The sequence below is a fragment of the Streptomyces sp. NPDC048383 genome (genome assembly GCF_040651775.1).
Classification (GTDB): Bacteria; Actinomycetota; Actinomycetes; order Streptomycetales; family Streptomycetaceae; genus Streptomyces.
In genome coordinates, this window is the sequence record NZ_JBEZKS010000004.1 from 100,649 (window position 1) to 112,614 (window position 11,966).

General features: G+C 71.8%; 12 protein-coding genes. 5 read left to right on the top strand and 7 right to left on the bottom strand.

Translation table 11 applies throughout. The features are described from left to right. The first annotated feature begins 79 nt into the window (after window positions 1-79). Both AB0D46_RS05315 and AB0D46_RS05320 read left to right on the top strand, forming a co-directional pair. Window positions 80-1,258 carry a spermidine/putrescine ABC transporter substrate-binding protein gene (locus AB0D46_RS05315; RefSeq protein WP_362875920.1) on the top strand — a complete coding sequence of 393 codons (1,179 nt, stop codon included), beginning with the start codon at window positions 80-82 and terminating at the stop codon, window positions 1,256-1,258. A gap of 119 nt (window positions 1,259-1,377) precedes the next feature. Beyond that, window positions 1,378-1,956, top strand: coding sequence for a hypothetical protein (locus AB0D46_RS05320; RefSeq protein WP_362875921.1), 579 nt, complete (start codon window positions 1,378-1,380; stop codon window positions 1,954-1,956). 17 nt (window positions 1,957-1,973) lie between these two features. On the opposite strand, the gene AB0D46_RS05325 is transcribed toward AB0D46_RS05320, so the two are convergent. The 5 genes from AB0D46_RS05325 to AB0D46_RS05345 all read right to left on the bottom strand — a co-directional run bounded on the left by AB0D46_RS05325 (window position 1,974) and on the right by AB0D46_RS05345 (window position 7,010). Further along, window positions 1,974-3,182: a serine hydrolase domain-containing protein gene (locus tag AB0D46_RS05325; RefSeq protein ID WP_362875922.1), complete on the bottom strand. Its 1,209-nt coding sequence runs from the start codon at window positions 3,180-3,182 to the stop codon at window positions 1,974-1,976. 149 nt (window positions 3,183-3,331) lie between these two features. After that, window positions 3,332-4,057 carry a response regulator transcription factor gene (locus AB0D46_RS05330; protein ID WP_362875923.1) on the bottom strand — a complete coding sequence of 242 codons (726 nt, stop codon included), beginning with the start codon at window positions 4,055-4,057 and terminating at the stop codon, window positions 3,332-3,334. Beyond that, window positions 4,054-5,253: a histidine kinase gene (locus tag AB0D46_RS05335; RefSeq protein WP_362875924.1), complete on the bottom strand. Its 1,200-nt coding sequence runs from the start codon at window positions 5,251-5,253 to the stop codon at window positions 4,054-4,056. Before AB0D46_RS05335 ends, AB0D46_RS05330 begins: the two co-directional genes overlap by 4 nt. A 7-nt stretch (window positions 5,254-5,260) precedes the next feature. Continuing rightward, on the bottom strand, window positions 5,261-5,950 hold the full coding sequence (locus AB0D46_RS05340; RefSeq protein WP_362875925.1) for a glycerophosphodiester phosphodiesterase: 690 nt from the start codon (window positions 5,948-5,950) through the stop codon (window positions 5,261-5,263). A 34-nt stretch (window positions 5,951-5,984) separates the two neighbouring features. Further along, window positions 5,985-7,010 carry an adenosine deaminase gene (locus AB0D46_RS05345; protein ID WP_362875926.1) on the bottom strand — a complete coding sequence of 342 codons (1,026 nt, stop codon included), beginning with the start codon at window positions 7,008-7,010 and terminating at the stop codon, window positions 5,985-5,987. 109 nt (window positions 7,011-7,119) lie between these two features. Here AB0D46_RS05345 and AB0D46_RS05350 point away from each other — a divergent pair, with 109 nt between their 5' ends. Next, complete coding sequence (locus AB0D46_RS05350) at window positions 7,120-7,797, top strand: DUF4190 domain-containing protein (protein WP_362875927.1); 678 nt, start codon at window positions 7,120-7,122, stop codon at window positions 7,795-7,797. Between the two features lie 151 nt (window positions 7,798-7,948). Here the strand turns inward: AB0D46_RS05350 and AB0D46_RS05355 are convergent, their stop codons facing one another. Continuing rightward, entirely contained in the window at window positions 7,949-8,368 is a 420-nt protein-coding gene (locus AB0D46_RS05355; protein WP_362875928.1) for an NUDIX hydrolase, read from the bottom strand. After that, window positions 8,365-8,919 carry an NADAR family protein gene (locus AB0D46_RS05360; protein ID WP_362875929.1) on the bottom strand — a complete coding sequence of 185 codons (555 nt, stop codon included), beginning with the start codon at window positions 8,917-8,919 and terminating at the stop codon, window positions 8,365-8,367. The genes AB0D46_RS05355 and AB0D46_RS05360 overlap by 4 nt, the downstream gene beginning before the upstream one ends. 200 nt (window positions 8,920-9,119) lie before the next feature. Here AB0D46_RS05360 and AB0D46_RS05365 point away from each other — a divergent pair, with 200 nt between their 5' ends. Together AB0D46_RS05365 and AB0D46_RS05370 are read left to right on the top strand one after the other, a co-directional pair. Further along, entirely contained in the window at window positions 9,120-10,634 is a 1,515-nt protein-coding gene (locus AB0D46_RS05365) for a gamma-aminobutyraldehyde dehydrogenase (protein ID WP_362875983.1), read from the top strand. Window positions 10,635-10,683: 49 nt separating this feature from the next. After that, complete coding sequence (locus AB0D46_RS05370; protein ID WP_362875930.1) at window positions 10,684-11,934, top strand: spermidine/putrescine ABC transporter substrate-binding protein; 1,251 nt, start codon at window positions 10,684-10,686, stop codon at window positions 11,932-11,934. The last annotated feature ends 32 nt before the right edge of the window (window positions 11,935-11,966 follow it).

Genomic DNA, 11,966 nt, shown 5'->3' on the forward strand with positions numbered 1-11,966 from the left:
TCACCGCAGGACTCCGAAGGGGCGGGCAGTAGACACCTTGTCTATTGCCCGCCCCTTCGGCGTGTTCGAGGCTGTGCGCATGCCTGAACTCGCCTTCTCCCGCCGCGCGGCGCTGCGCGGCCTCGGTGCCGCGGGCCTGCTGGCCGCGCTCACCGGCTGCGGTGTGCCCGCCGCCTACGTCCCCCAGGAGCGACGCCGTGGCGAGGACGTCTCCGCCCGGGACCGGAGCGTCGCCTTCTCGAACTGGCCCCTCTACATCGACACCGGCGAGGAGGACGAGGAGAGCCGCCCGACGCTGGACGCCTTCTCCGAGCGCACCGGCATCGAGGTCCGGTACACCGAGGAGATCAACGACAACGACGAGTTCTTCGGCAAGATCAGCCCGGCGTTGATGAACCGGCAGGCCACCGGCCACGACCTCGTCGTCGTCAGCGACTGGATGGCCGCCCGCTTCGTCCACCTGGGGTGGGCCCAGGCGATGGACCGCTCGACGCAGGCCAACGTCACCCGGTACCTGGACCCGCAGCTGAGTTCCCCCGCCTTCGACGAGGGCCGGCTGCACACCGTCCCCTGGCAGTCGGGCATCACTGGCATCGCCTACAACCGCAAGGCGTTGGGTCGCGAGATCAAGTCGGTGAAGGACCTCTGGAAGCCGGACCTGGCGGGCAAGGTGACGCTCTTCTCCGGGCTCGACGAGTCCTTCGCGCTGCTGATGCAGGGCAACGGCGTCGACATCACGCGGTGGACCGAATCGGACTTCCACCGGATGTGCGACCAGGTCGAGGAGTTGGTGCGCAAGAAGCACATCCGACGGTTCACCGGCAACGACTACACCTCCGACCTGTCCAAGGGGGACGTCCTGGCCTGCCAGGCCTACTCCGGCGACGCCATCCAGCTCCGGGCCGACAACCCCGACATCGAGTTCGTCGTCCCCGAGGAGGGCGCGGAGCTCTGGGCGGAGAGCCTGCTCATCCCCAACCTCGCCCGGCACAAGGCCAACGCCGAGGCTCTCGTCGACCACTACTACGACCCCGAGGTGGCAGCGGAGCTGGCGGCCGCCGTCAACTACGTCTGCCCCGTGCCCGCCGCCCGCGAGGTGCTCGCCGGCTCCCCGGACAAGGAGACCGCCGAACTCGCCGAGAACCCGCTGATCTTCCCCGATGAGGACATGCGCGAACGCCTGGTCGTGGCCCGGGACATCTCCTCGGCCGAACGCCGGAACCTCGCCCGGCGCTGGAACTCCATCGTCGGCCTGTGAGCCCGACCGGGCCGCCCTGCCAAGAGTCCCGCCGCGCCCATGATCCGCGCCCCACCCTGAATTGAACACGTTCATGAAATTGGCTGAACATGTTCAATTCCGGGAGTAGGGTGGCTTCCATGAGCGAGAGAAGCGCCCTTGAGCGGCGGATCCGTGCCTGGCTTGCCCTGTTCCTCGTCTGCCTCGTCCTGAGCGGGGTCACCGCCTTCCCGCTCGTCACCGAGCTCCGGTGGGCCAATGCCCTGGTCTCCAACGAATGGCTCCAGCGCGTCGGTGACGGCCTCATCCGGGCCGATGCCGAGTACCCCTTCCTCCTCTACGGCACCGACTGGCTGGCCTTCGCCCACTTGGTGATCGCCGTCTTCTTTTACGGGGTCCACCGCGACCCCGTGCGCAACATCTGGATCGTCGAGGCCGGCATGGTGGCCTGCGCCGGCATCATCCCGCTGGCCCTGATCTCCGCCCCCGTCCGGGGCATCCCCTTCTGGTGGTCGGTCATCGACATGTCGTTCGGCGTCTTCGGGGTGATACCGCTGCTGATCCTGCGCCGCATGATCAAGCGCCTGGAAGCCCTGCCGGCCGGAGTCCCACCCACCGCAACCCCGCGCACCGCACCCCCGTCCACCGGACGCCGGGCCACCGACACCCCGTCGGCGACGGTGCAGGCATCGACGCCGCGGGCGCAACCCCAGCCGTAACCCCGGCCCCCGACCGACTACTTGGTGAATGCCGCGTACACGATGGCCTCGGCGACCTTGTTCATGTTCCGGCCCTTGGCGTCGGTGGAGTTCACCGAGTAGACGAGGGTGCGCGACAGATCGCGGGTCCCGCCGATCAACGTGTTGTAGCCGTGCCGACCGCCCGTCTTGCCCCACGCCTCCTTGCCGCCCGGCAGGGCGAACCGCTTCATGCCGGCCGTCAGTTCCGCGGGCTGCCCGGTCTCGAAGTCCGGCACGGCGGGCACCGTGAACATCTCCTCCAGCTGAGCCCTCGGCACCAGGCGGCCGCCGAACAGGGCCTTCGTGAAGAGCTCCAGGTCCGCCGTGGTCGATATCAGGTCCCCGGCGGCCCACTCCCGGGACGAGCCCCACACGGAGACGTCGACCAACCTCCGGCCGCCGTCGGGCAGCGGCACCGCCTGGTAGCCCCGGTTGTGCGCACCCGGTATGCGGGTCCCGGTCCGACTCGGCAGCGAAGTGTCCCGCAGGCCCAGGGGCTTGAGGATCCGGGTGGTCACGGCCTTCTCGTAGGACGTGCCGGTCGCCCTCTCGATCAGTACGCCCAGGATCGTGTAGTCGATGTTCAGGTAGTGCTGCCTGGTTCCCGGGTCGAACTCCGGGCCCTTGGCCACGGCGTTGGCGATGAGGGCGCGCGGATCCTCCACGTCGAACCGGTGGGCGTACGCCTCCTCGAAGGTGTCGCCCGGGCCGTCGGCGGAGCGGATCCCGCTCGTGTAGTTCAGCAACTGCCGCACGGTGACCGGCTTGAACGATGCCGGCAGCAGGCCCGGCAGGTACTCCTGCACCGTTCCGTCCAGGCGCAGTCGGCCCTCGGCGGCCAGCTGGAGCACCACCGCCGAAGTGAAGGTCTTCGTCACCGACCCGGCCCGGAAGCGGCCCTCGGCGATCACCGGGCGCTCCGTACGGATGTCCGCGACGCCGGAGCTGCCCCGCCAGTCGCCGCTCGCGCCGCCCACCCGGACCAGTGCGGCCGTCGCCCCCTCGTGCCGCGCCCCGAGGCCCGCGATGGCCTGCTCCAGCGCCGCCGCGTCGGGCGGGGTGGAGAACGTGGGCGGCGCGGTGGTGGCCGCCGACGCGGTCGAGGACGTCGATGCCGGCGCGGCGGCGTGCGCGACCGCCGGGCCGGACGCGATCCCCATGAGCAGGGCGGCGGCGATCAACGTGGTGCGGGTCGTTGCGTTCATGGTGGTTCCCCCCGTGGTGCGGTCAACGGGGCTCGCTGCCCCGATGACCACCATGTTGCTGCGCACAGGGGTGGTGGCGAATCACCGGTGAGAGGGGTCTTCAGCGGTACGACAACTCCCCGACGCGGGGGAGTCGACACCCCGCCCCCTCACTCCCGAGAGGGAGAACCCAACGCCCCGAACCCGCCCGCCCCGGAGGCCACCGTCCCGGCCCCCGCCGCTATCAGCCCCGTCTCGTACGCACAGATCACCGCCTGGATCCGGTCGCGCAGCCCCAGCTTCGCCAGCACGTTCCCCACGTGCGACTTCACGGTGTGCTCGCTCACCACCAGCGCCACCGCGATCTCCGCGTTCGACAACCCCCGCCCCAGATGCAGCAAGGTCTCCCGCTCCCGGGCCGTCAGCGCCTCCAGCCGCCGTGCGGAAAGCTCCCGGACGGCCGACGGCCGGGCGGTCGCCGCCGTGTACTCCTCGATCAACCGCCGCGCCACCGAAGGCGCCAGCAGCGACTCGCCCGCCGACACCACCCGTACCGCGTGCACCAGGTCGTCCCGTCGGACGTCCTTCAGCAGGAACCCGCTCGCGCCCGCGTGCAGCGCCTCGTACACGTACTCGTCCGAGTCGAAAGTCGTCAGCATCACCGTCCGGCACGTGCTGCTCGCCGTGATGCTGCGGCAGGCCTCGATCCCGTCCAGCACCGGCATCCTGATGTCCAGCAGGGCCACGTCCGGGGCCAGTCGCGCCACCGCCTCCACGGCCGCCGCCCCGTCCCCGACCTCCGCCACGACCTCGATGTCCTCCTGGACGTCCAGGATCATCGCGAAGCCGCTGCGGACCAGCTCCTGGTCGTCGGCCACCACCACACGGATCGTCACGTCCCCACCTCCAGCGGCGACGTTACAAGAGCCACCCGCACCACGAACCCGGTGCCGCCCGGCCCCGGCCCCGACCAGGCCGTTCCACCGTGCGCCGCCGCCCGTTCGCGGATGCCGATCAACCCGTGCCCGCCGGACGACCCCGAACCGGGCGACCCCGAGCCCGGCGTCGCCCCGCCCGGGCCCCGACCGTCGTCCGCGACGGTCACCGTCAGCTCCGTCGGCCCGTACTCCAGTCGTACGTCCACCGAAGCCGCCCCGGCGTGCTTGACCACGTTGGTCAACGCCTCCTGCACCACCCGGTGCACCGTCGCCTCCAGCGCCGCGGGCAGGTCGCGGACCGTGCCCGTCCGCTCGTACGACACCCTCGGCCCGCTCGCCCGCACCCGGTCCAGCAGGGCGGGCAACGCCCCGATCCCCGGCTGCGGCGCGCGCGGGGCCGACTCGTCCGTGCGCAGCACGCCCAACATGGTGCGCAGCTGCGCCATCGCGTCCCGGCCCGTCTCCGCGATCGCCTCGAAGGCCGCCTCGGCGCGGGCCGGAGCGCGGCGTACCGCCACCGGACCCGCCTCGGCCTGCACGATCATGATGCTGACCGCGTGCGAGAGGATGTCGTGCATCTCCCGTGCGATACGCGCCCGTTCGCGGGCCGCGGCCTGCTCCGCCTCGATCCGGTTCGCCCGCTCCAACTGCTCCGCCCGGTCCTCGACGGCGGCCGTGTAGGCCTGCCGGGTGTGCCGCGATCGGCCCAGCGCGTACGCGGAGCCGCCCACGAACAGGGTGAAGACCAACTCGCGGGCCGTCCCGGTGTTCCAGTGCACGGCGAGGCAGGCCGCCACCACGACGGCCGCGGACACCGCCAGCCTGGTCCGCCGCGGGCAGCACACGGCCACGGTGTAGAAGGCGACCAGCGGACCGTAGGGCAGCGGTTGCCCCGGCCCGTCCATCCCCAGGTTGTAGCCGAAACCGACGGCGGAGATGACCGCCAGGACCGTCACCGGAGCCCGCCGCCGCCAGATCAGCGGCAGCAGGCCGGCCGTCGTGAACGCGTACGCCGCCCAGCTCTTCGGCGATCCGCCCGGCTGGTCCGGCAGCACGAACGGCATGCTGGAGACCAGCTGCACCAGCAGCGTCAGCCCCAGGTCCTGCCACCGGGGATCGGCGCGCCGAACCCGCTCCGTCAGCCCGCGTATCACCCGGGTGTCAGCGGCCGAGGCCGGCGCGCACGACCGCCAGCGCGTCCAGCCGGTTCGTGGTGATCGAGTCCACGCCGGCCGCCACGAGCGCCCGCATCGACCGCTTGGTGTCCGGGGTCCACGCCGAGACGAGCAACCCGTCGCGGTGCAGGGCCTCCGTCAGCTCCCGGTCGACCAGCCCGAACCGGTAGTTGAGCCAGCGCGGCCCCACCGCGTCGATCAGCACCCGGCGCGGCGGCGACAGCGTCGTCCAGGTCAACGCGATCTCCGCCCCCGGGTCGGCGGCGCGCACCGCCAACATGGTGCCGGGCCCCGCGCAGTAGTACGTGCGCTCGCCCGCCCCGCACTCGCGCACCAGGCCGACGACCGCGCGCACGGCCTCCGTCGAGGCGCCGGGCAGGTCGAGCATCAACCGGCCGGCCCCGGCCGCCATCAGGGCGTCCCGCAGGGTCGGGACCCGGCCCTCCGTCAGCTCCTTGAGCTGCGGGGCCGTGACGTCGTCGAGCCGTACGTCGTGGCCCCACAGCCGCTGCAGGGTCTCGTCGTGGAGCAGGACCGGTACCCCGTCGCGGGTGAGCCGGACGTCGACCTCCACCGCGTCCGCCCCCAGGGCGAAGGCGGAGCGGACGGAGGCGAGGGTGTTCTCACGGAATCGGTAGGGGTCGCCGCGGTGCCCGACGGCGGTGAGGGTGCTCATGCCCCCATTGTCGGGGCAGGTGCGAGCAGTTGGGTCAGCGCGCGAGCCAAGCGGCGGTGTACGTGTCGATCTCGGCGCTCAGCTCCGCCTTGCCGGCCGGGTCCAGGAAGGAGGCCTCGACGGCGTTCTTCGCGAGTTGGGCGAGTCCCGCCTCGTCGAGGTCCAGCAGGCGGGCGGCCACGGCGTACTCGTTGTTGAGGTCGGATCCGAACATCGGCGGGTCGTCGCTGTTGATGGTGACGAGGACGCCCGCGGCCACCATCTCCTTCACCGGGTGCGCGTCGAGGTCGGTGACGGCGCGGGTGGCGATGTTGGAGGTCGGGCAGACCTCCAGCGCGATGCGGTGCTCGGCGAGGTAGGCCAGCAGCTCCGGGTCCTGGGCGGAGGTGGTGCCGTGGCCGACGCGCTCGGCGCCCAGCTCGTGGATGGCGTCCCAGACGGTCTGCGGTCCGGTGGTCTCGCCGGCGTGCGGCACGCTGTGCAGTCCGGCGGCGCGGGCCCGGTCGAAGTACGGCTTGAACTGCGGGCGCGGGACGCCGATCTCGGGGCCGCCCAGCCCGAAGGAGACCAGGCCCTCGGGGCGCAGGTCGACGGCGAGCCGGGTGGTCTCGGCGGCCGCCTCCAGTCCGGCCTCGCCGGGGATGTCGAAGCACCAGCGCAGCACGACGCCGAGCTCGGTCTCGGCCGCCTTGCGGGCGTCCTCGATGGCCTCCATGAAGGCCTTCTCCTCGATGCCGCGGCGGGTGGAGGAGTACGGGGTGATGGTCAGCTCGGCGTAGCGGATGTTCTGCCGGGCCATGTCACGCGCCACCTCGTACGTCAGCAGCCGTACGTCCTCAGGGGTACGGACCAGGTCGACGACCGACAGGTAGACCTCGATGAAGTGGGCGAAGTCGGTGAAGGTGAAGTAGTCCGCGAGCGCCTCGGGGTCGGTGGGGACCTTCGAGTCGGGGTGGCGGGAGGCGAGTTCGGCCACGATGCGCGGGGAGGCCGAGCCGACGTGGTGGACGTGCAGTTCGGCCTTGGGCAGCCCGGCGATGAAGGGGTGCAGGTCGGGCATGGATGCCTCCGTAAGGACGCGGGTGCGGTCAGGTCCGCTTCATCGTAGGCAGCGCCCGGGGGTGTCGGCGGCAGCGCCTAGCATGGCTGTACGAAAAGGGGGGCGCCGCATGACCGACCAGAGCCCGGAACCGAGGGACCCGTGGGCGCCGCCCGAGCAGCCGGCGCCGTACCCCGGCAACGCGCCGGCGAGTCCGGCCGGCCCGCCGGCGCCACCGGTGCACGAGCAGGTGACGATGACCGGGATACCCGGCGGGCCCGGCCCCTCCGGGTACGCCCCGCCCGCGCCGTACGGGTCCCCGACGACCCCGATGCCCGCCGCCCCGGGTCCCGGGGGGACGCCGGCCTACGGGTACCCGGCGCAGCCCGATCCCGGTGGCCCGGGGTACGGGTACCCCTCGTACTCGGCGCCCGCGCCCGGCGGGTACGGGTACCCGGGGCCGCCGGCGTACGCGTACCCGCCCCAGGCGCCGCCGGCGAGCAACGGCATGGCCGTGACCGCGCTGGTGCTCGGCATCCTGTCCGTGGTGCTGTGCGTGACCATGGTGGGCTCGATCGCCCTGGGCATCGCCGCGGTCGTCTTCGGCGCGCTGGGCTGGGGCAGGGCGAACCGCGGTCAGGCCGGCGGTGGCGGCATGGCCATGGCCGGCGTCATCCTCGGCTCCGTCGGCATCGTGCTGGGCATCGTCATGACCGTGGTGGTCTTCCTCGACACCGGCGACAGGGATTCGGGACGGTACGACGACGGCGAGCCGTCCTCGGTCTCGCAGGTCCGCGAGCGGGTCTGAGCGGGTGCGTCGGCCGACCCCGTGCGTCGGCCGACCCCGTGCGTCGGCCGACCCCGTGCGTCGGCCGATCCCGTGCGTCGGCCGACCCCGTGCGTCGGCCGATCCCGTGCACCGGCCGACCCCGTGCGCGGACGCGAGGGACGGTCCCGGTTCAGTCCGGGACGGCCGACAGCAGGGTCGCCACCATCCAGGGCCCGTCCGGCGCGCTCCGCGCCAGCGGTACCCAGCCGAGCCCGACCATCCGGGGGCAGGGGCAGTCCAGGTCCGGGTCCACCCCGAGCCGGGGTTCCCCGGGCGCCGGCGTGACCCGGAAGCAGACGGTCCACCCCGAGGGGTAGGGCGCCTCGTACGCCCGTCGCACCTCCAGGGCGCGCAGGCCGGTCTCCTCGGCGACCTCCCGCCGCACGGCCGCCTCCAGGTCCTCGCCGGGCTCCACGCCGCCGCCGGGCAGGGTCCAGTACTCCGGCCCGTCGTGCAGGCCGGACGGCCCCCTGCCGCGCTCGCGGACCATCAGGACGCACCCGTCCCGGATGATCACGGCAGCCACCCGCTGTCGCGCCGGCCCGCTCACGCGGCGCCCGCGCGCAACCGTTCCCGGGCTTCCATCAGGGCGAAGCCCAGCAGGTTCAGCCCGCGCCAGCGGGCCGGGTCCAGCGCCCGCTCGTCGTCGGCGGCGAGTCCGACGCCCCAGATCCGGTCCATCGGGCTCGCCTCGACCAGCACCCGCGTGCCGGTGCCCAGCAGGTAGGAGCGCAGGGCCTGGTCCGAGGCGAACTTGTGGACGCTGCCCTCGACGACCAGCGCGAACCGTTCCCGCACCCATGTGGCGTCGTCGAATCCGCGCACCAGCCGCCCGGCCGCCTTCGCCTGCGCGGGGCTCTCGGCCTCCAGCGCGGCCCGCTCCGCCGCCGGGTCCTCGAACAGCCGCGCCTTGCCGGCCATCATCCAGTGTTCGGCCGTGGCGTACCGGACGTCACCCACAGTGAAGGGGGACGGCCACCACTGGCTCAGGCAGCTCGGCCCCAGCTGCCCGTCGGGTCGTGCCCGGTGCCCCCAGAACGGCAGGTACTTGACCTTCTCACCGCGCCTGACCTGCTCGATCAACTTGTCGACCATCTCCATGCACGCGAGTCTGGCAGTCACCACTGACACTTCGTACGGGATTTCGGGTGTGCCTCGACACATGGTCGACCGATTCCGTCGCGTAATCAAAAGGCAACAACGGAATCCCTTGGCGGAGGGGAACACCTCTGCCAGGATCGGCACTCAATTCGAGCTGTAGCTACGGTTCGAGCTGTAGCTACGGAGAGCGTGAGAGCGTGATGGGTAACCGCTTCCAGGTCAAGGACCGCTTCGCGGACGGCGCGCAGTACATCGACGGGCAGCTCAGGTCCGGTACCTCGGGCCGCTCGCACACCATCGTCGACCCCGCCACCGGGGACGACGTCCTCACCTACGAACTCGCCGGTACGGCGGACGTCGACGCGGCCGTCGCCGCCGCCAAGCGCGCCTTCCCCGTGTGGTCGGGCGCCACCCCGGGCGAGCGGTCGGACGCCCTGCACCGGCTGGCCGCCGTACTGGCCGAGCAGGCGGACGACTTCGCCCACGCGGAGTCCCTCCAGTGCGGCAAGCCGCTCAAACTGTCCACGGAGTTCGACGTACCGGGGACCATCGACAACACCGCCTTCTTCGCGGGCGCCGCCCGCCACCTCCAGGGCCAGGCGGCCGCCGAGTACTCGGGCGACCACACCTCGTACGTGCGCCGCGAGCCCATCGGCGTCGTGGGCTCGATCGCCCCCTGGAACTATCCGCTCCAGATGGCCGCCTGGAAGATCCTCCCGGCCATCGCCGCGGGCAACACCATCGTCCTGAAGCCCGCCGAGCTGACCCCGCTGACCTCCCTGATGTTCGCCCAGGCGGCGAAGGAGGCGGGACTGCCCGACGGTGTGATCAACATCGTCACCGGGGCCGGCCGGGACGCGGGCGAGCACCTCGTCGGCCACCCCGACGTGGTCATGACCTCCTTCACCGGCTCCACCGCCGTCGGCAAGCGGGTCGCGGAGATCGCCACCGCCACCGTCAAACGGCTCCACCTGGAGCTCGGCGGCAAGGCGCCCTTCCTCGTCTTCGACGACGCCGACCTGGAGGCCGCCGCGCACGGCGCGGTCGCCGCCTCGCTGATCAACACCGGCCAGGACTGCACGGCCGCCACCCGCGCCTACGTCCAGCGTCCGCTGCACGACGCCTTCGTCGCCCGGGTCGCCGAGCTGATGGAGACCGTCCGCCCGGGCGACCCCTTCGCGCCGGGCACCGACCTCGGCCCGCTCGTCTCGCACGCCCAGCGCGACCGGGTCGCCGCCTTCGTGGAGCGGGCCCGCGCCTACGCCACCGTCGTCACCGGCGGTGAGATCCCGACGGGCGAACTCGCCGACGGCGCGTACTACCGGCCGACGCTGATCACGGGCGCCGCGCAGGACAGCGAGGTCGTCCAGTCCGAGATCTTCGGCCCGGTCCTGGTCGTGCTGCCCTTCGACACCGACGACGAGGGCCTGGACCTGGCCAACGACACCCCCTACGGGCTCGCCGCGTCCGCCTGGACCCGCGACCTGTACCGGGCGAACCGAGCCACCCGCGAGATGAAGGCGGGCTGCGTCTGGGTCAACGACCACATTCCGATCATCAGCGAGATGCCGCACGGAGGCTACAAGGCGAGCGGCTTCGGCAAGGACATGAGCTCGTACTCCTTCGAGGAGTACACGCAGGTCAAGCACGTGATGTACGACAACACCGCGGTCGCCGCGAAGGACTGGCACCGCACGATCTTCGGGGACCGATAGCCGAGTACCGCCTGACCCGCGGCACACCCATCCCGAAAGGGCAACGCGCATGGAGCAGTACGAGCCCGACCGTCTCTCGGCGGCGCAACTCGCCGCGATGCGACGCAGTCTGACCAGCGGGCGCGGCGCCCTCACCCGCCGTTCCCTGCTGCGCGCGTCCGGAGTCGGCGCGCTCACCCTCGCGGGCCTGTCCGCCCTCACCGCCTGCGGGATCCCGCCCGCCAAGCGGGAGGGCGACACCGCGGCGGCCTCCGACGACCACTCGGCGCGGGAGAAGGAGCTCACCTTCTCCAACTGGACCGAGTACATGGACACCAGCGACGACGAGAAGAGCCGTCCGACGCTGGAGGAGTTCACCAAGCGCACCGGAATCAAGGTCAAGTACACCGAGGACATCAACGACAACGTCGAGTTCTTCGGCAAGGTCCGCCCGCAGCTGGCCGCCGGCCAGGACACCGGCCGCGACCTGATCGTCGTCACCGACTGGCTCGCCGCCCGCGTCATCCGGCTCGGCTGGGCGCAGAAGCTCGACCCCGCGAACCTGCCCCACGCCTACGCCAACCTGATCCCGCAGTTCCGCAGCCCCGACTGGGACCCGGGCCGCTCCTACAGCTACCCCTGGACCGGCATCGACACCGTCATCGCCTACAACTCGAAGGCCACCGGCGGCAGGACGGTCGACTCCGTCACGCAGATGCTGGACGACCCCACCCTCAAGGGCCGCGTCGGCTTCCTCACCGAGATGCGCGACAGCGTCGGGATGACCCTCCTCGACCAGGGCAAGGACCCGGCGAAGTTCACCGACGCCGACTTCGACGGGGCGATCGGCCGGCTCCAGAAGGGCGTTGACACCCAGCAGATACGCCGCTTCACCGGCAACGACTACACGGCCGACCTCGACAAGGGCGACCTCGCCGCCTGCCTCGCCTGGGCGGGCGACGTGATCCAGCTCCAGGCCGGCAACCCGGACATCAAGTACGCCATCCCCGCCCCCGGTTACATCACCTCAAGCGACAACCTGCTGGTCCCCGCCAAGGCCCGGCACAAGGCCAACGCCGAGAAGCTCATCGACTTCTACTACGAGCCGCCGATCGCCGCCCAGCTGGCCGCCTTCATCAGCTACGTCTGTCCGGTCGACGGAGTCAAGGAAGAACTCGCCGCGATCGACCCCGCGCTCGCGGACAACCCGCTGATCGTCCCGGACAAGGCGATGGCCGCCAAGGCCCACGCCTTCCGTTCCCTGACGAGCGAGGAAGAGACCGCGTACGAGGAGAAGTTCGCCAAGCTCATCGGCGCCTGACGGATCCGCCTCCCGCACGGTGCACCCCCTTG